Source organism: Salmonella sp. NW722, assembly GCF_051702785.1.
GTDB classification, from domain to species: Bacteria; Pseudomonadota; Gammaproteobacteria; order Enterobacterales; family Enterobacteriaceae; genus Salmonella; species Salmonella enterica.
The window spans coordinates 355,261-377,970 of the sequence record NZ_JAMMIN010000006.1 but is presented as its reverse complement, the minus strand read 5'-3'; the positions used below and the strand labels follow the sequence as shown (position 1 = coordinate 377,970).

At 54.5% G+C, this 22,710-nt stretch carries 17 protein-coding genes; 4 read left to right on the top strand and 13 right to left on the bottom strand.

The features are described from left to right. Positions 1 to 170: 170 nt before the first annotated feature. Both NA330_RS17200 and NA330_RS17195 read left to right on the top strand, forming a co-directional pair. Positions 171 to 6,083, top strand: coding sequence for an autotransporter domain-containing protein (locus NA330_RS17200; RefSeq protein ID WP_075995139.1), 5,913 nt, complete (start codon positions 171 to 173; stop codon positions 6,081 to 6,083). Between the two features lie 192 nt (positions 6,084 to 6,275). After that, positions 6,276 to 6,446 carry a YhfL family protein gene (locus NA330_RS17195; protein WP_000472323.1) on the top strand — a complete coding sequence of 57 codons (171 nt, stop codon included), beginning with the start codon at positions 6,276 to 6,278 and terminating at the stop codon, positions 6,444 to 6,446. A 144-nt stretch (positions 6,447 to 6,590) separates the two neighbouring features. Here NA330_RS17195 and trpS read toward each other — a convergent pair whose 3' ends face one another. The 12 genes from trpS to NA330_RS17135 form a co-directional block, all read right to left on the bottom strand. Continuing rightward, positions 6,591 to 7,595 (bottom strand): tryptophan--tRNA ligase, encoded by a 1,005-nt coding sequence (trpS, locus tag NA330_RS17190; protein ID WP_000165562.1) that lies wholly within the window; start codon positions 7,593 to 7,595, stop codon positions 6,591 to 6,593. Further along, the gene (gene gph, locus NA330_RS17185; RefSeq protein WP_000359652.1) at positions 7,588 to 8,346 is read right to left on the bottom strand and encodes a phosphoglycolate phosphatase; all 759 of its coding nucleotides are present in this window, start codon (positions 8,344 to 8,346) and stop codon (positions 7,588 to 7,590) included. Before gph ends, trpS begins: the two co-directional genes overlap by 8 nt. Next, positions 8,339 to 9,016: a ribulose-phosphate 3-epimerase gene (gene rpe / locus NA330_RS17180; protein WP_000816286.1), complete on the bottom strand. Its 678-nt coding sequence runs from the start codon at positions 9,014 to 9,016 to the stop codon at positions 8,339 to 8,341. The genes gph and rpe overlap by 8 nt, the downstream gene beginning before the upstream one ends. A gap of 17 nt (positions 9,017 to 9,033) precedes the next feature. Continuing rightward, positions 9,034 to 9,870: an adenine-specific DNA-methyltransferase gene (dam, locus tag NA330_RS17175; RefSeq protein WP_000742132.1), complete on the bottom strand. Its 837-nt coding sequence runs from the start codon at positions 9,868 to 9,870 to the stop codon at positions 9,034 to 9,036. 180 nt (positions 9,871 to 10,050) lie between these two features. Beyond that, positions 10,051 to 11,328: a cell division protein DamX gene (gene damX / locus NA330_RS17170; protein ID WP_023241906.1), complete on the bottom strand. Its 1,278-nt coding sequence runs from the start codon at positions 11,326 to 11,328 to the stop codon at positions 10,051 to 10,053. Between the two features lie 97 nt (positions 11,329 to 11,425). Beyond that, positions 11,426 to 12,514: a 3-dehydroquinate synthase gene (aroB, locus tag NA330_RS17165; protein WP_023241905.1), complete on the bottom strand. Its 1,089-nt coding sequence runs from the start codon at positions 12,512 to 12,514 to the stop codon at positions 11,426 to 11,428. 56 nt (positions 12,515 to 12,570) lie between these two features. After that, complete coding sequence (gene aroK / locus NA330_RS17160; protein ID WP_000818621.1) at positions 12,571 to 13,092, bottom strand: shikimate kinase AroK; 522 nt, start codon at positions 13,090 to 13,092, stop codon at positions 12,571 to 12,573. 464 nt (positions 13,093 to 13,556) lie between these two features. Then, on the bottom strand, positions 13,557 to 14,795 hold the full coding sequence (hofQ, locus tag NA330_RS17155) for a DNA uptake porin HofQ (protein WP_000832801.1): 1,239 nt from the start codon (positions 14,793 to 14,795) through the stop codon (positions 13,557 to 13,559). Continuing rightward, complete coding sequence (locus NA330_RS17150; protein WP_000648114.1) at positions 14,710 to 15,111, bottom strand: HofP DNA utilization family protein; 402 nt, start codon at positions 15,109 to 15,111, stop codon at positions 14,710 to 14,712. The genes hofQ and NA330_RS17150 overlap by 86 nt, the downstream gene beginning before the upstream one ends. Beyond that, on the bottom strand, positions 15,101 to 15,574 hold the full coding sequence (locus NA330_RS17145) for a hypothetical protein (RefSeq protein WP_023181711.1): 474 nt from the start codon (positions 15,572 to 15,574) through the stop codon (positions 15,101 to 15,103). Before NA330_RS17145 ends, NA330_RS17150 begins: the two co-directional genes overlap by 11 nt. Continuing rightward, the gene (locus NA330_RS17140; protein WP_000951382.1) at positions 15,558 to 16,097 is read right to left on the bottom strand and encodes a PilN domain-containing protein; all 540 of its coding nucleotides are present in this window, start codon (positions 16,095 to 16,097) and stop codon (positions 15,558 to 15,560) included. Before NA330_RS17140 ends, NA330_RS17145 begins: the two co-directional genes overlap by 17 nt. Continuing rightward, complete coding sequence (locus NA330_RS17135; protein WP_001626912.1) at positions 16,097 to 16,876, bottom strand: hypothetical protein; 780 nt, start codon at positions 16,874 to 16,876, stop codon at positions 16,097 to 16,099. The genes NA330_RS17140 and NA330_RS17135 overlap by 1 nt, the downstream gene beginning before the upstream one ends. A gap of 120 nt (positions 16,877 to 16,996) precedes the next feature. Between NA330_RS17135 and mrcA the strand changes: the two genes are divergently transcribed. Continuing rightward, complete coding sequence (gene mrcA / locus NA330_RS17130) at positions 16,997 to 19,549, top strand: peptidoglycan glycosyltransferase/peptidoglycan DD-transpeptidase MrcA (protein WP_000673808.1); 2,553 nt, start codon at positions 16,997 to 16,999, stop codon at positions 19,547 to 19,549. 95 nt (positions 19,550 to 19,644) lie between these two features. Here the strand turns inward: mrcA and nudE are convergent, their stop codons facing one another. Then, positions 19,645 to 20,208 (bottom strand): ADP compounds hydrolase NudE, encoded by a 564-nt coding sequence (gene nudE, locus NA330_RS17125; protein ID WP_000045725.1) that lies wholly within the window; start codon positions 20,206 to 20,208, stop codon positions 19,645 to 19,647. A gap of 322 nt (positions 20,209 to 20,530) precedes the next feature. Here nudE and igaA point away from each other — a divergent pair, with 322 nt between their 5' ends. Next, the gene (igaA, locus tag NA330_RS17120) at positions 20,531 to 22,663 is read left to right on the top strand and encodes an intracellular growth attenuator protein IgaA (RefSeq protein ID WP_000104091.1); all 2,133 of its coding nucleotides are present in this window, start codon (positions 20,531 to 20,533) and stop codon (positions 22,661 to 22,663) included. Positions 22,664 to 22,710: the final 47 nt, after the last annotated feature.

Here is a 22,710-nt window from a genome sequence, read left to right as displayed (position 1 = left end):
CATTCATACAATAAATAACACCGTTAAGCACTCAATTTGACCTGACCTGGTTATCGGGTGATAAAATAAACACTAAAGCATAATTTTTCTTCTGGCCATTTCATCATTGCCTGTACCGCTCTCTGCATATGTTTAGTACGCAAGGAAAATATTAATTAAGGATGAACCCTATGCAAAAGAAAAAACTTATTTCTATCGCTATCGCTTTAACGCTACAAAGTTATTACATTCCGGCCATCGCCGCAGAAAATAACGATGATGAAAAAGAATGTCCCAGTAATATCTCCTCCCTGCCTAAAGAAAAACGCGCAAAACTCTCACCGACCTGCCTTGCTACACCTGAAAATGATAATCACTGGGGCTGGGTTGCTGGCGGCGTTGCTGCACTGGTCGCAGGTGTGGCTATTGGCGTTGAAAATAACGGTGGCGGAGATTCTAATCATTCTTATACCCCCCCTACGCCCGATAATGGCGGCGACGTTACCCCGCCCGACGATGGCGGCAACGTCACCCCGCCTGACGATGGCGGCGATGACAATGTGATCCCACCCGATGATAGCGGCGATGATGATGTGACCCCACCCGACGATAGCGGCGATGACGATGTAACCCCACCCGATGATAGCGGCGATGACGATGTAACCCCGCCCGACGATAGCGGCGATGACGATGTGACCCCACCCGATGATAGCGGCGATGACGATGTAACCCCGCCTGATGATAGCGGCGATGATGATGTGACCCCGCCTGACGATAGCGGCGATGACGATGTAACCCCACCCGACGATAGCGGCGATGACGATGTAACCCCGCCCGACGATAGCGGCGATGACGATGTAACCCCGCCCGACGATAGCGGCGATGACGATGTGACCCCGCCCGATGATAGCGGCGATGACGATGTAACCCCGCCCGATGATAGCGGCGATGACGACGACACGCCCCCGGATGACTCTGTTATTACCTTCAGCAACGGCGTCACCATCGATAAAGGCAAAGACACCCTGACCTTCGATAGCTTCAAACTGGATAACGGCAGCGTTCTCGAGGGTGCCGTGTGGAATTATTCAGAACTGGACAACCAGTGGCAGCTCACCACCGCGGACGGCAAAACGCTGAACGTCACCGACTGGGACGTGACCGACGCCAATGCCGCCGTGATTGAAGGCACCCAGGAAAACGGTCTCTACTGGAAGTACGACAGCCGTGGCTATCTGATTATTGCCGACGATAAAACCACCGTTATCAGCGGCGATGACCAGGCGCATAACTCCGATCGCGGCATGGATATCAGCGGCCAGGATCGCACCGGCGTGATTATTTCCGGCGATAGAACCGTCAACACGCTCACCGGGGACTCCAGTGTGACCGACGGCGCCACCGGCATGGTTATCTCCGGTGACGGCACCACCAACACCATTTCGGGCCACTCAACGGTGGACAATGCCACCGGCGCGCTGATTTCCGGCAACGGCACCACCACCAATTTCGCCGGTGACATTGCCGTGAGCGGCGGCGGCACCGCCATCATCATCGACGGCGACAACGCCACGATTAAAAATACCGGTACCTCTGACATCAGCGGCGCAGGCTCCACCGGCACCGTCATTAACGGCAATAACGCCCGCGTCAACAACGACGGTGATATGACCATCACCGACGGCGGCACCGGCGCCCACATTACCGGCGACGACGTGGTTATCGATAACGCCGGGAGCACCACCGTCAGCGGCGCAGACGCCACGGCGCTGTATATCGATGGCGACAACGCGCTCGTTATCAACGAAGGTAATCAAACTATCTCTGGCGGCGCCGTCGGTACGCGTATTGACGGCGACGACGCCCATATCACCAATACCGGCGATATCGCGGTGGATGGCGCGGACTCTGCCGCTGTAGTTATCAATGGCGACAATGGCAGCCTGACCCAGGCGGGTGATCTGCTGGTCACCAACGGCGCGATGGGCATCATCACCTACGGCACCGGAAATGAAGCAAAAAATACCGGCAACGCCACCGTGCGTGATGCGGACTCGGTGGGTTTTGTGGTCGCAGGCGAAAAAAATACCTTCAAAAACAAAGGGGATCTCGACGTCAGCCTTAACGGCACCGGTACACAGGTGAGCGGAGATATGTCACAGGTTACGCTGGATGGCGATATCAATGTAACCGCCGTCGAAGACAGCGATAGCGTCTATCGTGGCGCTACGGGTATCGACATTACGGGGGATAACAACACGCTGGATATTGTCGGTAACGTCACAGTCAACGGCGATTATGACAACGACAGCGTGATGGCTGGCAGCACTGATACCCTGCAGGGGATGTCCGTCAGCGGCGACAATAATCAGGTGGATCTCACCGGCACGCTCAACATTAACGTCAGCGATATGAGTAATGTAGACGGGCAATATCTGAATGCCGTTGGCCTTAGTGTAACGGGTGATGGTAATTCCGTGGACTTAACTGGCGGTATTAATATCAACTACACCCAGGATGCTGATGGCATCGAATCGCCCGTTGTCGGCATAAATATCAACGGCGACAGCAGCGTAACGCTAAGCGGTCAGTCCACGCTCGATATTACCAGCGTCACCGGCGGCGCGGTGACGCTGGCCTATGTGCAAAACGGCGGCAACTTAACGTTAGACCAAAGCTCAACGATTAATGTCAACAGCACACTTCTGCCTGCTGGTTATTACATGGAAAATGCGCTCTTAACCGCCACGGGTCAGGGCTCCACGATCAATAATCAGGGAACGATCGTGGATAATGGCGCGGTCTCTTTGTTGCTGGCGAACAGCGGCGCACAGGGAGGAAACAGCGGCGATATTACCGCCTATGCCACAACCGGTGAGGATAACCGTAATGCAATCACCGCCGCCAATGGCCAGGGCTCCACGTTCAACAATGAAACGGGAGGAACCATCACGGTAGTGTCGTCATTAACTCCGGTTGTGGATGGTGGCGCATTCGGATTCCCGCTTGCGTGGCGCAACAACACGCTTTACGCCATGCTGGCGGAGGGGTACGGCGAGGTGAGTAACGATGCCGGCGCCCACATATATTTGCAGGGCGCAGGAGTATATGGCGTATCCGCCAGTAAAGGCACGGCGTCCAATGCCGGGGATATTTACCTGGACGGTTTAGTCCCGACGCTGGATGATGAAAACCATATCACCGATAAAACTTACTGGGCGCCGCCGCAACTTTATGTCACCAGTTCCGCAATGGTAGCGGGCTCCACCGATGGCGGTTATGGCGACGCCACCGCTATCAACACCGGCACCATTACCGTTAACAACGCCGGGTTCGGCATGATGGCGCTCAACGGCGGTACCGCCATTAACCAGGGCGTAATAACCCTGACCGCCGATGACGGCGTTACCGGCCAGGCAAACGAGTTGGTCGGGATGGCGGCGCTCAGCGGCGGCACCGTCATCAATGACACCAGCGGCATCATCAATATTGATGCCGATTACGGCCAGCCCTTCCTGACCGACGGCAGTGGCACCGTAGTTAACTACGGCACCGTTTGCTATGACAGCGCTTGCCAGAACAGTGACGAGTACAACCCAACCGATAGCAATGTATCCCTTTCCTTTAGAGATGGTGATGAGATTACCGCCGAGGGTGAAACGCTGACCGGTGAAACCATCATCACCAATCCGGTTGCAACAGAAACCGTACACGTTAGCAATGCGGGAACCGTCAGCGACGGTAAAGTCATCATTAAAAATTACGGCGATGTCACCAACGAGTCCACTGGCAGTATCAGCAGTGTAAGTATTGAGACAGGGGGTATCTACACCAACGACGGGACAACGGTCGCCGTTTCCGTAGACGGCGGCGTCTTCAACAATACTGGTACCGTCACCGGGAAAACCGGCACCACGGTAGCAGGTTCCGTTATTAACAACAGCGGCTCCATGAACACAGTTGAGCAGTGGGCTAGTACCATGAACAATACCGGTACGGTGACAGCCTGGACTGGCGCATCGGGCAGTGCGGTACTGAACAACAACACCGGCGGCGAGGTTGATAAACTGACCTTTACCGCCGCTGCAACCGTCAATAACGCCGGCGTGATTAAAAACGGCTCTGTCGATAAAAGCGGGACGCTTAATAACCTCGAAGATGGTGTGATGACGCTGGCGGATAACGGCCTGTGGTCCGGCACCTTCAATAACTGGGGGACGGTAAACAGCGATGCCGATATCGCGACTGGAGGAAATGGACACACGCTGTACAACGGTTCTACCGGTGTCATTAACGGGCAAATTACTACCTCGAAAAATAATGGCGGCAGTAAAGCCATTAACGACGGCACCATCAACATTGATAAAACCAACAATGTGGCGATGTCCGCGCACGGCAGCGCGAAGATGGTCAATAACGGCACTATCAATGTGGGTACAGTCGGCACCACGCAAACCGGAATGGTCGGGATGCAGTTGGAATCAGATGCAAAATCCGATGCAGTGATCGAGAACAATGGCACCATCAATATTTACGCCAGCAACTCCTACGCCTTCAGCCAGTTGGGCAGCAACGGCCATATCGTCAACAACGGCACGGTCTACATTGATGACAGCGTGACCGGTTCCGGCTTTATCAAGCAGGACGGTAAAACCATTGAAGGCAGCGGCGAAAACGGCGACGGTACGGAAGTGCATTATGTTGACTTCACTGCCCCCACGGAACCCACCATTACCGATGGCACGACGACCGTTACCACCAGCGACAGTGCAGATTCATCTGCCACCAACAACCTGTCGGGCTACGTAGTCGGCACCAGCGCTGATGGCAGCGCCGGTAAATTGATGGTCAGCAATGCCAGCATGAATGGTGTGGAAATTAACACCGGGTTCACCGCAGGCACCGCCGACACCACCGTCAGCTTTGACAACGTGGTTGAGGGCAGCAACCTGTCCGACGCAGGCGCGATTCAGTCCACTTCCGTCGTCTGGAACGCCCAGGGTAGCCAGGATGCCGACGGCAACGTTGACGTCACCATGACTAAAAACGCCTATGCCGATGTGGCGACCGACGGCTCGGTAAGCGACGTGGCGCAGGCGCTGGACGCCGGTTACACCAACAACGAGCTGTACACCAGCCTTAACGTGGGGACTACCGCCGAGCTGAACAGCGCACTCAAGCAGGTGAGCGGTGCTCAAGCCACCACGGTATTCCGTGAAGCGCGTGTACTCAGCAACCGCTTTACCATGCTGGCCGACGCCGCGCCGCAGATCAAAGATGGCCTGGCGTTCAACGTCGTAGCGAAAGGCGACCCGCGTGCGGAGCTGGGCAATGACACCCAGTACGACATGCTGGCATTACGCCAGACGTTGGATCTCACCGCCAGCCAGAATCTGACGCTGGAGTACGGTATTGCGCGTCTGGATGGCGACGGTTCGAAAACCGCAGGCGATAACGGCCTGACCGGCGGCTACAGCCAGTTCTTTGGCCTGAAGCACAGCATGGCGTTTGATGAAGGTCTGGCGTGGAACAACAGCCTGCGCTATGACGTGCATAACCTCGACAGTAGCCGTTCTGTCGCCTATGGCGATGTCAACAAAATTGCCGATTCCGACATGCGTCAGCAGTACCTTGAGTTTCGCAGTGAAGGGGCGAAAACTTTCACCATGATGAGTGATACGCTGAAAGTCACGCCGTATGCCGGAGTGAAATTCCGTCACACCATGGAAGATGGCTACAAAGAGCGCAGCGCCGGAGATTTTAACCTGTCCATGAACTCTGGCAACGAAACGGCGGTAGACTCTATTGTCGGCCTGAAGCTGGATTACGCCGGGAAAGACGGCTGGAGCGCCACCGCTACCCTGGAAGGCGGCCCGAACCTGAGCTACAGCAAGAGCCAGCGTACAGCGTCATTACAGGGTGCGGCGGGTCAATCGTTCGGCGTGGATGACGGTCAAAAAGGCGGCGGCGTTAATGGTCTGGCAACCATCGGCGTGAAATATAGCAGCAATGATACCGCGCTACATCTGGATGCCTACCAGTGGAAGGAAGACGGTATCAGCGATAAAGGCTTTATGCTTAACGTTAAGAAAACATTTCGTTAAATAAACGACATTATATAACACTAATAAAGGCCGCTTATTATTAAGCGGCCTTTTTAAATCATATCCCCTGGTAAAGATAAAGTCCTTATTTGGACTACCTGGATGATTCATTAATTGCTATCGTACTATACGCTAAATAGATCTTATATTTATTCCATCAGTAGTGCTCGTTTTATCAACAAGGATTTTGAAATGTTTAAATTTGTAAAAATTGCCGTTGTGGCAGGGGTTCTGGCGACGCTCACTGCTTGTACTGGTCATATCGAAAACAAAAAAAATAACTGCAGCTACGATTATTTGCTGCACCCTGCAATTTCTATTTCTAAAATTATTGGCGGTTGCGGCCCGGCTGCCGATCAATAATAGAAACGACTGCGCAGATACAAAAAAACCGGGATTTTCCCGGTTTTTTTACAGGTCTGATAAACGGTACGGCGCAAATGTCTTGTCCAACTTACGCTCGTTTGTAGGCCCGATAAGCTAGCGCCATCGGGCAAGAAATAACCCTTACGGTTTCGCCACAAAGCCAATGGCTTCGTAAACGGCTTTCAGCGTTTCGGCCGCACGTGCGCTGGCTTTTTCCGCCCCGTCTTTCATCACCTTCTGCAAGAACGCTTCGTCGTTGCGGAAACGATGATAGCGCTCCTGCAACTCAGACAACATTCCGGAAACCGCCTCCGCCACTTCGCCTTTCAAATGGCCATACATTTTACCTTCAAACTGTTTTTCCAATTCAGGAATGCTCTGACCGGTCACGGCGGAAAGAATATCCAGCAGGTTAGAGACACCCGCTTTCTCTTTCACATCATACCGCACTACCGGCGGCTCGTCGGAGTCAGTGACCGCACGTTTGATTTTCTTCACTACCGATTTCGGATCTTCCAGCAGGCCGATCACGTTATTACGGTTATCGTCCGATTTGGACATTTTCTTCGTCGGCTCCAGCAGCGACATCACGCGCGCGCCGGATTTTGGAATAAACGGTTCCGGTACTTTGAAAATATCGCCATACAGCCCGTTAAAACGCTGGGCGATATCGCGGCTCAGTTCCAGATGCTGCTTCTGATCTTCGCCTACCGGCACCAGATTGGTTTGGTACAACAGGATGTCTGCCGCCATCAGCACCGGGTAATCAAACAGGCCGGCGTTAATGTTTTCCGCATAGCGCGCAGATTTATCTTTAAACTGCGTCATACGGCTCAGCTCGCCGAAATAGGTATAGCAGTTCAGCGCCCAGCCAAGCTGCGCATGTTCCGGCACATGGGACTGAACGAAAATAGTGCTCTTTTCAGGATCAATACCACATGCCAGGTACAGCGCCAGCGTATCCAGCGTCGCTTTACGTAGCTGCTGCGCGTCCTGACGCACGGTAATAGCATGTTGGTCTACGATGCAGTAGATGCAATGATAGTCATCCTGCATGTTTACCCACTGACGCAATGCCCCCATATAGTTGCCAATGGTCAATTCACCTGAGGGCTGTGCGCCACTAAAAACGATGGGCTTAGTCATTTTTTATTTCCTGGTTATCGCTATGCGGAAGCCCAAGTGCGGGCAAAAGATCGTTAAAACTGTCATAAATGACGTCCGGCTCGCTAAGAGCGATCGCTTCGCCATAATTGTAGCCGTATGTCAGGCCAACCGAAGGGCAGCCCGCCGCTTTTGCAGCCTGAATATCATTACGCGAATCGCCGACAAAAAGCATCTGCTCCGGCATCATGCCCAGCCGGCTTGCCACCAGCAACAGCGGCTCCGGATGCGGCTTCTTATTTTGCACATCATCGCCGCCGATAACCACACTAAAGTATTTGGCGATATCAAGCGATTCCAGCAACGGCGCGACGAACGGCGTCGGTTTGTTGGTCACCAGACCTAATGACAATCCGCTGGCGTGCAGCGCACCCAGCGTGTCGGCGACATGCGGAAATAAAAAGGTGCCCTCTTCCGCCACTTCGCCATAATACCTGTCGAACAGTTTACGCAGAATGCGTACCTGTTCCTCGGCAGGAATATCTTCATCAACGGGCGGTTTCCCCATCGTCTTACGCAGCGTGGCGCGCTCCTCGCGAGCCCAGGTCAGCGCGCGTTCCATCAATACGTCTGCGCCGTTACCAATCCAGGTAATCACGCGCTCCTCGCCCGCGACCGGCAGTTCCAGCGCATACAGCGCCATATCCACCGCCGCGGCAAGACCCGGCGCGCTATCCACCAGCGTACCGTCAAGATCAAAGGCGACGCCCCGAATATTCTGTAACTTATCCATGACTTACCTTTGCCAGCTCACTGCGCATTTCATCAATCACTTTTTTGTAGTCGGGTTTATCGAAAATTGCCGACCCCGCAACAAACATGTCCGCACCTGCTGCGGCGATCTCGCCGATATTGTTCACCTTCACGCCGCCGTCCACTTCCAGGCGAATGTCGTAACCGGAGGCATCAATGCGGCGACGCACTTCGCGCAGTTTATCCAGCGTCTGCGGAATAAAAGACTGGCCGCCGAAGCCTGGGTTCACGGACATCAGCAGGATCACATCCAGTTTGTCCATGACGTAATCGAGATAACTGAGCGACGTTGCCGGGTTGAATACCAGCCCCGCTTTACAGCCGTGTTCTTTAATCAACTGTAGCGTGCGGTCAACATGTTCGGAGGCTTCCGGGTGAAAAGTAATGATGCTCGCGCCAGCGGCGGCAAAGTCGGGCACGATACGGTCGACTGGCTTGACCATCAGGTGGACATCAATAGGCGCGGTAATACCGTATTGACGCAGGGATTTCAGCACCATCGGGCCGATAGTCAGGTTCGGCACATAGTGATTATCCATGACGTCAAAGTGTACAACATCAGCACCGGCAGCCAGCGCTTTGGCGGTGTCTTCACCCAGGCGAGCAAAATCAGCCGACAGAATTGAGGGGGCAATCAAATACTGTTTCATCCGCTTCTCCTTGAGAATTATTTTCTTGCAGGCGTTGCGACTCCTGGTTGGTACAGAGCCAGCAGTTCGTCCACCTTTTTACGTGTGCCGCCGTTGCTGCTTATACTGCGTCTAACTTTGACGACATGCAATTTTGCGAGTTGATACCACTCGCGTGTGAGCGCCGTATCATGGTTGGAAATGAGCACCGGTATCCGGTTACTGACCAGATTCTCAGCGATTTCCGCCAGATGCGCTTGTTGCGTCAGGCTAAAACTATTGGTGTGATACGCTGTGAAGTTAGCCGTGGCGGACAACGGCGCATAAGGCGGATCGCAATAGACCACCGACGACTTGTCCGCACGCGCCATACTGTCTGCGTATGACTCACAGTAAAAGAACGCATTCTGCGCTTTTTCTGCAAAGTGGTACAACTCCGCTTCCGGGAAGTAAGGTCTTTTATAACGACCAAACGGTACATTAAATTCCCCGCGTAAGTTATAGCGACAGAGTCCGTTATAACCGTAGCGGTTCAGATATAAAAACAGTACCGCCCGACGAAAGGGGTCCTGGCAGGTGTTGAACTCCTCACGGAGTTGGTAATAGACCTCAGCCTGGTTAGTTTCAGGCATAAACAGCTCGCGCGAAGCCTGTACATACTCGTCAGTACGTAACTTCACGATGTTATAGAGGCTAATAAGGTCGCTGTTGATATCGGCGAGGATATAACGAGAAAAGTCGGTGTTAAGAAACACCGATCCGGCACCCACAAAAGGTTCGACAAGGCACTCGCCTTTTGGCAAATGTCGTTTGATATCATCAAGCAGAGGGTATTTTCCCCCTGCCCACTTCAAAAAAGCGCGATTTTTTTTCATGCTGACTAACTAATTACACCTTCTCCGGCTGTGGAGAAAGCTCCGACAGCATCCTGCGCTTTAGGCTGTGCCGCGTTGCTTTACGGCGCATTTGACGGTAGCAAATGCGCCCCTCGCGCCTGTCCTGAACAAAAATAGCTGTCAGCGACACTCACAGGCAATTGCAGGACACAGCCTGGATTATTTCAGATCGGCCTGAACCTGATGCAACGGTTTTGCCCACGGGTTTTTCGCCTGCACATCGGCAGGTAAGGTGGACACCGCACGTTTAGCATCTTCTTTCGAAGCATACATCCCCGTTACCAGCACATACCACGGTTGTCCATTACGCGTCGTCTCGTATACCACATAATTTTTCAGGTTCTCTTTCTTCGCCCAACCGTTCAGGTTGTCGTAATTTGAAGAACTACTGAGCTGCAATGTGTAGTGGCTGGATGGCGCGCTCTTTAACGCGCCAACGTTGCCGGCGCTTTTCCCGCCGCCTGCGACAGGCGTCGTCGAGGCTTGCGCTGGCTTCGCTGTTTGTACCGGCGCAGCGCTTGCCGTCGCTGTCGGCGCAGCCGTCGTGGTGGTCGCTTTCGGCGTCGCGGCTGGCGCTGCCGGTTCCGTGCGTTTCACTGGCGCGATCGGTTTCTTCGGTTCCGCAGTGGTGGTTTTCGCCGTGGTCTGCGGTTTCTTAGGTTCAATGACGGCCTGTTTACGTTCCGGACGCGTGGTATGACGCTCGGTAGGTTCGCTAACCGCCGCCTGACGCGTCGTGCTGCCATTGCGAACTGGCGCGACGGTTGCAGGCTCTGTCGGCAACGTAGAATTCACCGCAACATTGTTCATCTGCTCTGGATTCTGCGTCAGCGCATTATTCAGATCGCCCTGCACTTCCACGCGCTGCTGACCGTCAGCGACCACAGGCGACTGACCCTGCGTCGGCGTTGAAGAAATCGGCGGCAACGAAATATCCTGCGACGTATTGCCCGCGGTTTGTTCTGCGGAGGTGGCGCCCGGCGCAGGCTGGGTCGCATTCGCCTGATCGGCGGCGTTACCGGAAAGATCGATACTCTTTTCGCCAGAGGCCGACGGCTCGCTGGAAGACGTTGAGGGGGCTTTCAGCGCGGAGCCGATACCGATAATCAACAGCAGCAGCACCAGCACGCCAACGCCCATCATCATGTACTGACGAGAGGCTGGCTTATGGGCCGCTTTTTTACGCTTACGTGGACGGCGTTCAACACGCTCTTCGTCCACCGTATCGTCTTCATCGGATTCGTACTCTTCTTCAACTTCAGGTTCTTCACTACGCGCTTTACGCGTACGCGTCGGACGGCGATCGTCGGCGTCCAGATCAACGTCATCAAAGTTGATCTGCGGCTCATTATCGCGTTCTGAAGATTGACGAGAACGACCAGTACGACGATCGCTGGGATCGGGTTTCAGCTCGTCTTCTGGTTTGAATTCATCCATTTAACACCCCACTCAAAGGTTAATGCTTACGACATTGCACATAACCTGAAGCTAAAAGACTGACATCTACGCAATATCAGTCTGACCTTTCTTGTTGTTACGCCTGCTGACAGTCAGCAATCGCGCTAAGAACGACTTCGTGCGACACTCCGCCGCGCACTTCACTTTTCCCTATGGCCAGCGGAAGCACTAAACGCAGCTCCCCCGCTAACACTTTTTTATCTCGCAGCATGTGCGGCAAATAGTCCTGCGCGGACATCTCGCAAGGGCCATTGACTGGCAGACCGGCCCGTTCGAGTAGCGCGATGATGCGCTGCGTATCAGCAGAACTGAACTGCCCCAAACGCTCGGATGCGCGCGCAGCCATCACTATACCTGCGGCAACGGCTTCACCATGTAACCAATTGCCATATCCCATTTCCGCTTCAATGGCGTGGCCAAAGGTATGTCCAAGATTCAGTAAAGCACGTAAGCCCGCTTCACGCTCGTCGGCGGCAACAACTTCGGCTTTCAGCTCGCAACAACGACGAATACAGTACGCCATCGCCGGGCCGTCCAGACGCAATAGCGCATCCAGATTACCCTCAAGCCAGGTGAAGAAGTCCGCGTCGAGTATAATGCCGTATTTGATCACCTCTGCCAGTCCCGATGCCAGTTCGCGTGAGGGAAGCGTTTTCAGGCAATCAAGATCGACAACCACAGAAGCGGGTTGGTAAAACGCGCCAATCATGTTTTTGCCAAGGGGATGGTTGACGGCGGTTTTCCCGCCCACGGAAGAATCAACCTGCGACAGTAAGGTAGTTGGCACCTGGATGAAACGAACGCCTCGCTGGTAGCTGGCCGCCGCAAAACCGGTAAGATCGCCAATCACGCCGCCGCCAAGCGCGACCAGCGTGGTATCACGACCATGCGGTTTTTTCAGTAACGCCGTAAACACCGTATCCAGCACCGTCAGGCTCTTATACTGCTCGCCGTCAGGAAGAATCACGCTGTCTACGTTAACGCCCGCCCGTTCGAGTACGCCGCGAACCTTGTCCAGATAAAGCGGCGCCAGGGTTTCGTTGGTCACTAACATGACCTGATCGCCTGATTTCAGCGGCAAGAATGAAGCTGGTTCGTTAAACAAACCAGCCGCGATGGTGATCGGGTAACTACGTTCCCCGAGAGTGACTGTAATCCTCTCCATGACGCGACATCCACCTTAGTTACTTGTGCCCGCTTACCCAGCGTATTCTGCTTGAATTAGTTGCTTTCCAGCATATGAATAATCTGGTTTGCCACAACCTTAGCGCTTTGATCGTCGGTGCGAATGGTGACGTCGGCAATCTCTTCGTACAGCGGATTGCGTTCGTTAGCCAGCGCTTCCAGAACTTCGCGAGGCGGTGCTTCAACCTGCAACAGCGGGCGTTTTTTATCACGCTGCGTGCGCGCTAGTTGTTTTTCGATGGTCGTTTCAAGGTAGACCACGACGCCACGCGCGGAGAGACGGTTACGCGTTTCACGCGATTTTACAGAGCCACCGCCGGTTGCCAGCACAATACCCTGTTTTTCCGTCAATTCGTTGATAACTTTTTCTTCACGATTACGGAAGCCGTCTTCACCTTCAACATCGAAGACCCAGCCCACATCAGCTCCGGTTCGTTTCTCAATCTCTTGATCAGAATCGTAAAATTCCATATTGAGTTGTTGAGCTAACTGGCGCCCAATAGTGCTTTTTCCGGCACCCATAGGCCCAACCAGAAAGATATTGCGTTTCTCTGCCATTTTTTCGGTACTACTAAGACTATTCGTTAATGGTAAACCCGCTTCACAGACACCCAGCGCAGCAGGACATGAACTGAAACCTCATAAGATATTGCGAGAGTCAGACTGAAAATTATCTCAATACTCAAGCGGGTTTGGCAACTGAATAAATCACCAAGCCTGATTGTTGCAAAACCCGAGTTAGCGTTGCCGGATGGCGACCAGAACAACATATCCGGCCTACAAATTGCTCTACTTTCAAACAATTGTGCGCAATCCGCAGAACCAATACGTCTGCATCAGCGGACATTCAGCCGTTTATCATCGGTCTTATGCACACCTTAGGCAAGGCAAAGCGCATTAATCAATGCGTAAGCAACGAAAAGCACGACTCTCAAATCGGTACTCCTTGTATGCTAAATACATCCGCACGTCAAATCCCGCAGATGCGTTCAGTGCAAAAACAGCGCTTTTTTATGCATAAATTATTCTGTCGCCACCAGTCTGGGGGTGATAAACACCACTAATTCGCGTCGCTCGTCCTCTTTGCCGTCATGGCGGAAGAGCTGACCAAGCCAGGGAATATCCCCCAACAGCGGCACGCTATCGCTACCCGATTTATTTTTTCGCGAAAAAATACCGCCCAGCGCCAGCGTCTCGCCGCTTTTTACCTCTACCTGCGTTTCAATTTCCTGTTTATCTATCGCCAGCACTTCGCCGTCAGCCTGTTGTAGTACCTGACCGGGGACATTCTGGCTGATATGTAACTTCAGGCGGATGCGCCCTTTTTGCAAAACGGTGGGCGTCACCTCCATTCCCAGCACCGCTTCTTTAAATTCCACGGAGGTCGCGCCGCTTTCGCCGCTGGAAACCTGATAAGGAATTTCGCTGCCTTGCTTGATACTGGCTGGCTGCAGATGGGAAGCCAGCAGCCGGGGGCTGGCAATAATATCCAACTGCTGCTTTTGCTCCAGCGCTGACAGCTCCAGATCCAGCAAGCGTCCGTTAATGCGCCCGATGTTAAACCCGACGCGTGAGGTGGCGGCGGCGACGGATAAATCACTGGAAAGCGTCGTCACGTCACCCACCGCGCCCGCTTGCGTCGCGTCAGCCAGCGTCCACTTTACGCCCAGTTCCCGTAGACTCTTTTCGTTAATGGTGACGATATGCGCCGCCAGCTCCACCTGCGCCACCGGCAGATCCATTTGCGATACCCATTTTTCCAGCTCCGCCAGGGCCGCGCGGTTATCGCGCAACAGCAGGCGGTTGGTGCGCTTATCTACCATGATGGTTCCCTTCGCGCTCAGGAGTTTCTCGCCCGCTTTCGCCAGTTCGGCGGCATCGGCGTATTGCAGGCTAATGCTGCGGTTTTCCAGCGGTAAATTAGCCTGAAGCCTTAACCGCTCGGCATCCTGCCGCGCACTGTGTTCTTTCTGCCAGGCCTGTGAATGAACATGGAAAATATTCCCCTCCTGACGCAGCACCAGCCCCGCGCTATTGACCACCGTCTGTAGCGCCTGTTTCCACGGCACATCCGTCAGATGTAGCGATAATGTCCCGCTGACGTCCGGCGACACCACCAGATTCTGCCGCTCCTGCTCAGCTAAAGTCTGCAAAACCTGCACCACAGGGACGTCGTCAACCACCAGCGTCACTTTCGCCGCTTTTCCCGCCTGCGCGGCGGGCATCAAGGCTATCAGTATTATGGCTATCCATCGCTTCATTGTCCGCTCCCTGACGTAGCCACCGCCACTGCGGCGGCGCACAATTTTCACCGGTCGTTAACGTTAAGGCTTCCGCCGTCAGGCGGACAATCGTCCAACCGTTTTCCAGCGTCTGCCCTTCTTCCACTCGTCGCCATTTTTGCTGGCTGTCTTTAAGAATGCCTGTCCATCGCTCGCCTTTACGCACCGCGCCCTGATACCGCCACTGCGAGAGTTCCGCTATCCGGCAGCGATCTTCCGGCGGGCGGAAGGGATCGCGCATTCCCGTCAACGTCAGCAAACAAAAACAGAGCAATACACCGCGGCTAGCCTTCATTCGCCAGGCGCTCCAGTTGCAGCGTCATCAATAATTCCGCCCCCTCTTTACGCAATGAAAACCGACTTACGCTCATCTCGCTTTCGGCCAACCGGACAAACAGCGACGGCACCGCATCCCAGGACGTTTTCAGCGCCATTTCTCCCCCCTGCGCCGATGGCTGCCAGTGCAGCAAACGCAGGGGAGGCGCCTGGAAATCTAACGGCGAAAAAGGACGCGGATTTTCCACGGTGCCCCCGAAAAGCGGTTCAGCCGCGACGCTCAGACGGCGCAGATGACGCCACTGTTGCCGGGCGGCCTCGCGCTGCTGGCTTAACCGCGTCTGTTGCGTATCCAGCGTTTTCCAGCCGGGATAGCCCACAGATAACGCGACCGTCAGCGTCAGGCACAGCACGCCTGCACACCAACAAAAAACCCGACCACGGCGCGACATCCCGTACCAGATATCAAAGAGCGCGTTCACGGGCGGCGCTCCTCGTTAACTGATAATGGAACTGCCAGCGCCCTTGCGCATCCTGCCGCGTGGCGCCCGTGCGGTTTAGCGGAAAACTGACATAGTGACGAAGCGATGTCTCAAGCGTGAGCAGGGCGTCAAACGTTCTCGCCAGCCCTTCCAGCTCTAGCGTCTCTTGCTGATAATTGAGGCTTGTCAGCCATGCCTGCTCTGGCAACAGGTTGGCAAGGTCAGTCAAGATAGATTGCCAGGCTTGCGTCAGTTCACGCTGCGCCTGACGTTGTAATCGCGCCTGTTGCTGCCGCTGACGCTGCTGCAACTGCGGTATGTTCGCCGCAAGCGCCGTCGTGTGTCCGTTTTCCGCCGTCAGTAGCAGTTCATTAATCCTCCCCTCCTGCCAAAAAACCAACCGGGCGATCGTCGCGAGGCTTGCTATCAGCAGCAGTGACGCGCCCCATACCACGCACCACAGCCGCAGACGCGCTACGTAATGTTGGCGCCGCCAGGGGAGCAAATTGACAGAATGCGCCATCAGCGTATCTCCCCTATGGCTAAACCCAGCGCAATCGCAAAGCGATAACCGTCCGGCGGAACCGGCGGTTGGCGGACGGTTACGGCGCGCCAGGGGTCGAATTCGCCTTCGGCGCATAACGAAATATGTTCCGGCACGACGGATAACGTCGCGGCAAGGTCATGCAGCGTCGTCGCCTCGCGCGCCGATTTACGCCCCCACGCATAGCGCGTCGCCCACAGCCACTGGCTCTCATCGCGCCAGACCAGACATTGCCGCCCCGAAGGTATAAACGGCAGCAAGCGCTGTAACGCGCAGGCATCGGGCGTTACAGCAGCGATGCGCACATTGAGCGTTTGCGCCAGCGTTAACAGCTCTGAAATTTCTTTGCTTTGCACGGCGGTAACGTTGAACGCAGGGCTTAGCGCATCGTCCTGAAAGTCGAAACGCAATAAGTCCGGATCCATATCCAGCTCACGCGCCATCGTTTGTGAAAGCCATGCGACTTGCTCACGTTCCCGCAGACGCATCGGCGGATGTGGAAAAGCGCGTTGCAATGTCCGATTTGCGGGAAAAGAGAGATAAATACGGTGACGTAGCGGCAGCTCGCGGCTCCAGGGTCGCAGTACGTGAGCCAGCGATTGCGGGTCAGGAATCGTACCCTCTGCCGTGGAGGCGTTCATCAGCGGCAGTCGCCACCAACGTTGCAGAGACCAGCCCGATGCGCCGTGAATAACGGCGATGGCCAGCGCTTCATGCTGCTGAATATGCAATCCTATTTGCCAGGTTTTAAAAGCCATAACGGTCGATCTCCTTATCACCCGTCGCGTTAACGGGTATATCAATGCGTCTGGCTTGCCTTTATACTACCGCGCGTTTGTTTATAAACTGCCCAAATGACACTAAATGGGAAATCTCCAGTGAAGTTCGTAAAGTATTTATTGATCCTTGCAGTATGTTGCATCCTGCTGGGAGCAGGCTCGATTTATGGCCTTTATCGCTATATTGAGCCACAGCTACCTGACGTCGCGACATTGAAAGATGTGCGTTTGCAAATTCCGATGCAGGTTTACAGCGCGGATGGCGAACTTATCGCGCAATATGGCGAAAAACGTCGTATTCCCGTTACGCTCGATCAAATTCCGCCGGAAATGATCAACGCCTTTATCGCCACCGAAGATAGCCGCTTTTATGAGCATCACGGCATTGACCCGGTAGGTATTTTCCGTGCGGCCAGCGTCGCGCTCTTCTCCGGTCACGCATCGCAGGGAGCAAGTACCATTACCCAGCAACTGGCGCGAAACTTCTTCCTTAGCCCCGAACGCACGCTGATGCGCAAGATCAAGGAAGCGTTTCTGGCGATTCGTATTGAGCAGTTGCTGAATAAAAATGAGATCCTCGAACTCTATCTGAACAAGATCTATCTCGGCTACCGCGCCTATGGCGTTGGCGCGGCGGCACAGGTCTACTTTGGTAAGACGGTCGACCAGCTTAGTCTAAGCGAAATGGCGGTTATCGCCGGGCTACCGAAAGCGCCTTCTACCTTTAACCCGCTCTACTCGATGGATCGGGCGATAGCGCGCCGTAACGTAGTGCTTTCGCGAATGTTAAGCGAGGGATATATCACTCAGGCGCAGTACGATCAGGCCCGTAGCGAACCTATCGACGCAAATTATCACGCGCCGGAAATCGCCTTCTCCGCGCCTTATCTGTCGGAAATGGTGCGCCAGGAAATGTATAACCGTTATGGCGAAAGCGCTTACGAAGATGGTTATCGTATTTACACGACCATCACCCGCAAAGTGCAGCAGGCCGCGCAACAGGCGGTGCGTAATAACGTGCTGGACTATGACATGCGCCACGGTTATCGCGGCCCGGCGAATGTGCTATGGAAAGTGGGCGAAACGGCGTGGGACAGTAAAAAAATTACCGATACGTTGAAAGCGTTGCCAACCTACGGACCGCTGCTTCCCGCCGTGGTCACCAGCGCTAATCCGCAAGAGGCGACCGCTGCGCTTGCCGACGGTACGTCCGTTTCGCTACATATGGAAGGAATGCGTTGGGCGCGGCCTTACCGCTCGGATACACAGCAGGGGCCGACGCCGCGTAAAGTTACCGATGTCGTCCAGACAGGTCAGCAAATCTGGGTTCGTCAGGTGGATAACGACTGGTGGCTGGCGCAGGTACCGGAAGTGAACTCCGCGCTGGTTTCGCTTAACCCGCAAACAGGCGCGGTACTGGCGCTGGTCGGCGGTTTCGATTTTAATCAGAGTAAATTTAACCGCGCGACGCAAGCTTTGCGTCAGGTGGGGTCGAACATCAAACCGTTCCTCTACACCGCCGCAATGGATAAAGGGCTGACGCTCGCCAGTATGCTCAACGATGTGCCGATTTCCCGCTGGGACGCCGGGGCAGGTTCAGACTGGCGTCCGAAAAACTCCCCGCCGCAGTACGCCGGACCGATTCGTTTACGCCAGGGGCTGGGGCAGTCGAAAAACGTGGTGATGGTACGCGCCATGCGCGCCATGGGCGTCGACTATGCGGCGGAGTATCTACAACGCTTCGGCTTCCCGGCGCAGAATATCGTGCATACCGAATCGCTGGCGCTGGGCTCCGCCTCCTTCACGCCGATGCAGGTTGCGCGCGGTTATGCGGTGATGGCGAACGGCGGTTTCCTGATCGACCCGTATTTCATCAGCAAGATTGAGAACGATCAGGGCGGCGTGATCTTCGAAGCGAAACCGAAAATCGCCTGCCCGGAGTGCGATATCCCGGTCATTTACGGCAATACGCAGAAATCCGACGTGCTGGAAAACACCAATGTGGAAGAGGTCGCGGTTTCGCAAGAGCAGCAAAACAGCGCCGTACCGATGCCTGAGCTGGAACAGGCAAACCAGGCGCTGGTCGCGCAAAACGGCACGCAGGAATACGCGCCGCATGTGATCAATACGCCGCTGGCGTTTCTGATCAAAAGCGCGCTGAACACCAATATCTTCGGCGAACCCGGCTGGATGGGTACCGGCTGGCGTGCGGCGCGCGATCTTAAACGTCGCGATATCGGCGGCAAAACCGGTACGACCAACAGCTCGAAAGACGCATGGTTCTCCGGCTATGGTCCTGGCGTCGTCACTTCCGTATGGATCGGCTTTGACGATCACCGCCGTGATTTAGGCCGCACTACCGCTTCCGGCGCGATCAAAGATCAAATCTCCGGCTATGAGGGCGGCGCGAAGAGCGCGCAACCTGCATGGGACGCCTATATGAAAGCCGTGCTGGAAGGCGTGCCGGAACAGCCGCTAACGCCGCCGCCGGGCATCGTCACGGTGAATATCGACCGCAGTACCGGACAACTGGCGAGCGGCGGTAACAGCCGTGAAGAGTATTTCATCGAAGGCACGCAGCCGACACAACAGGCGGTACACGAGGTGGGAACCACCATTATTGATAATGGTGAAACACACGAACTGTTCTGATCAAAAAAGGCGCTCCGGCGCCTTTTTTATTGTGTTTAGCGGATGACGGCGAACGGGGAGACAAACTTTCCGTTAGCTTGATCAACGCCGCGCCATCAGGCAATTCGGCCCTGCGCTTTCAACCACTCGCGTACCAGAAACAGCGCGCTGACGTTGCGGGCCTCGTTAAAATCGGGGTCTTCCAGCAGATCCATTAAATGCGCCAGCGGCCAGCGTACCTGCGGCAATGGCTCAGGCTCGTCGCCTTCCAGCGACTCCGGATAGAGATCTTCCGCCACCACGATATTCATTTTGCTGGAAAAATAAGAGGGCGCCATGCTGAGTTTTTTTAAGAAGGTCAGGTTATGCGCGCCAAACCCGACCTCTTCTTTGAGCTCCCGGTTCGCCGCTTCAAAAACGGTCTCGCCCGGGTCGATCAATCCTTTCGAGAAGCCCAGCTCATAGGATTCGGTTCCCACCGCATACTCACGAATAAGAATCAGATGCTCATCAACGATCGGCACAATCATTACCGCCTCACGGGTTGATGGTCGCATACGTTCATACACGCGACGCACGCCGTTGCTGAACTCCAGATCCACGCTTTCTACGTTAAACAGTCGGGATTGTGCGACGGTTTCCACTTTCAGAATGGTGGGTTTTTGTAATGATTTGCTCATTGTGAGAATCTTTGCAGTGTAATCTGTGGTCATTGTGCGACATACCGCACGGTTTCGGCAATGCGAATTGCCGTTTATTTACATTTATGTAACGTAATAAAAATTAATTCTTATTTCAAATTAAAAGTCAATAGGTTGAAATAACTCCAGGAATTTGCTGATATTCCGTTTTTGGTGGTATTGCTATGATTTGCCTTCACTGGGATGCGCTTTACAATGCTCAAGTTCAACTCCACGCTTGCCGATAGCCAACCACAGAAAAATGTTTATTGGACAGGGTGCGACTGACCACGCCTGACAGACTTAGTAAGATGGGGAAAGCATGAGCACCATTCTGATTTTTATAGCTGCTTTGCTGGCCTGCTCTCTACTGGCAATATGGCGGTTCCGGGTAAAGTCCAGACGAGGAAGCTTACCGTGGATCAGCGCCTTTCAGGACGCGCAAACGCGTAAACTGTTGCCCGAAGAGCGCAGCGCGGTAGAAAACTATCTCGATAACCTTAGCCAGATCCAGCAAGTTCCGGGGCCGACAGGCGCCAGTGCTGCGCCCATCTCGCTGACGCTGAACGCGGAAAGCAACAGTGTCGTGATACTGACCCACTCCATCACCCGCTACGGCATTACCACTGACGATCCTAATAAATGGCGCTACTACCTCGACTCCGTCGAAGTCCATCTGCCGCCTTTCTGGGAACAGTACATCAATGATGAAAACAACGTTGAGCTGATCCTCACGGATACGCTGCCGCTGGTGATCTCTTTAAACGGCCATACGCTGCAAGAGTATATGCAGGAGTCGCGCGGCTACGCGCTACAGAATACGGCCTCTACGCAGGCGTCGATTCGCGGCGAAGAGAGCGAGCAGATTGAGCTGTTGAATATCCGTCAGGAGACCCACGAAGAATATGCGCTCAGCCGCCCGGCTGGCTTGCGCGAAGCGTTGTTAATCGTCGCCTCCTTTTTGTTATTCTTTTTCTGCCTGATAACGCCAGACGTTTTTGTACCGTGGATGATAGGCGGCGCGATCCTGCTGCTGGCAGCCGGACTTTGGGGACTTTTTGCGCCGCCGTCGAAAAGCGCGCTGCGGGAAATTCACTGTCTGCGGGGAACGCCCCGCCGCTGGGGACTGTTTGGGGAGAATAATCAGGAGCAGATTAACAATATTTCGCTGGGCATCATCGACCTTATTTACCCTGCCCACTGGCAACCCTACATTACGCAGGATCTTGGGCAACAAACGGATATTGATATTTACCTTGATCGCCATGTCGCGCGCCAGGGCCGGTTTTTATCCCTGCATGATGAAGTGAAAAACTTTCCGTTGCAGCACTGGTTACGCAGCACTGTTATTGCTATCGGTTCGCTGCTGGTGTTGTTTATGCTGCTGTTCTGGATCCCGCTGGATATGCCAATCAAGTTCACGCTATCGTGGATGAAAGGCGCGCAAACCATTGAAGCGACAACGGTAAAACAGCTTGAAAAAGCTGGCGTGCGGGTGGGCGATACGCTGCACCTGAGCGGTAAAGGAATGTGTAATATTCATTCCGGCGCGACCTGGAGCGGGCAGTCTAACTCACCGTTTATGCCGTTCGATTGCTCGCAAATCATCTGGAATGACGCGCCTGCGCTACCGCTGCCGGAATCAGACCTGGTGAATAAAGCGATGGCGCTAAGCCAGGCGGTAAATCGTCAGCTCCATCCAAAACCCGAAGACGACTCGCGCGTCAGCGCATCTTTACGCTCCGCGATACAAAAATCGGGCATGGTATTATTAGATGACTTTGGCGATATTGTTCTGAAAACCGCTGATTTGTGCGCGGCGGAAGACGAGTGCGTGCGTCTGAAAAATGCGCTGGTTAATCTCGGTAACAGTAAGGACTGGAACGCGCTGGTGAAACGCGCGAACGCCGGCAAACTGGACGGCGTCAACGTGCTGCTACGCCCCGTAAGCGCAGAGTCGCTGGAAAATCTGGTCACGACCTCAACGGCGCCGTTTATTTCTCGCGAGACCGCGCGTGCCGCCCAGTCGCTGAATAGCCCCGCTCCCGGCGGATTCCTGATCGCCAGCGATGAAGGCAGCGAACTGGTTGATCAGGCCTGGCCGTCAACGCCGCTGTATGACTATCCCGCGCAGGAACAGTGGAGCGCCTTCCAGCGTCTGGCGCAAACGCTCATGCAGACGCCATTTAGCGCCGAGGGCATTGTCACCAGCGTGTATACCGATGCCAACGGTACGCAGCATATCAGCCTGCATCGTATCCCCGATAAATCCGGCTGGTGGCGTTACCTCGGCACCACGCTGCTGATGCTGGCAATGATAGTGAGCGCGGTCTACAACGGCATTCAGGCGTTCAGGCGTTATCAACGCCACCGTACCCGTATGGCGGACATCCAGGAATACTATGAAAACTGCCTCAATCCCAGGTTAACCGTCTCTCCGGAAAATCTCATCTGATAGCGCCGCCGTGCGACAGGGTATGCTACCCTGTCGCGCAAATTGCG

Bases quoted from the DNA above. Each gene is read 5' to 3' on its own strand.
- NA330_RS17200 (WP_075995139.1), top strand. From the start codon at position 171: ATGCAAAAGAAAAAACTTATTTCTATCGCTATCGCTTTAACGCTACAA.
- NA330_RS17195 (WP_000472323.1), top strand. From the start codon at position 6,276: ATGTTTAAATTTGTAAAAATTGCCGTTGTGGCAGGGGTTCTGGCGACG.
- trpS (WP_000165562.1), bottom strand. From the start codon at position 7,595: ATGACTAAGCCCATCGTTTTTAGTGGCGCACAGCCCTCAGGTGAATTG.
- gph (WP_000359652.1), bottom strand. From the start codon at position 8,346: ATGGATAAGTTACAGAATATTCGGGGCGTCGCCTTTGATCTTGACGGT.
- rpe (WP_000816286.1), bottom strand. From the start codon at position 9,016: ATGAAACAGTATTTGATTGCCCCCTCAATTCTGTCGGCTGATTTTGCT.
- dam (WP_000742132.1), bottom strand. From the start codon at position 9,870: ATGAAAAAAAATCGCGCTTTTTTGAAGTGGGCAGGGGGAAAATACCCT.
- damX (WP_023241906.1), bottom strand. From the start codon at position 11,328: ATGGATGAATTCAAACCAGAAGACGAGCTGAAACCCGATCCCAGCGAT.
- aroB (WP_023241905.1), bottom strand. From the start codon at position 12,514: ATGGAGAGGATTACAGTCACTCTCGGGGAACGTAGTTACCCGATCACC.
- aroK (WP_000818621.1), bottom strand. From the start codon at position 13,092: ATGGCAGAGAAACGCAATATCTTTCTGGTTGGGCCTATGGGTGCCGGA.
- hofQ (WP_000832801.1), bottom strand. From the start codon at position 14,795: ATGAAGCGATGGATAGCCATAATACTGATAGCCTTGATGCCCGCCGCG.
- NA330_RS17150 (WP_000648114.1), bottom strand. From the start codon at position 15,111: ATGAAGGCTAGCCGCGGTGTATTGCTCTGTTTTTGTTTGCTGACGTTG.
- NA330_RS17140 (WP_000951382.1), bottom strand. From the start codon at position 16,097: ATGGCGCATTCTGTCAATTTGCTCCCCTGGCGGCGCCAACATTACGTA.
- NA330_RS17135 (WP_001626912.1), bottom strand. From the start codon at position 16,876: ATGGCTTTTAAAACCTGGCAAATAGGATTGCATATTCAGCAGCATGAA.
- nudE (WP_000045725.1), bottom strand. From the start codon at position 20,208: ATGAGCAAATCATTACAAAAACCCACCATTCTGAAAGTGGAAACCGTC.
- igaA (WP_000104091.1), top strand. From the start codon at position 20,531: ATGAGCACCATTCTGATTTTTATAGCTGCTTTGCTGGCCTGCTCTCTA.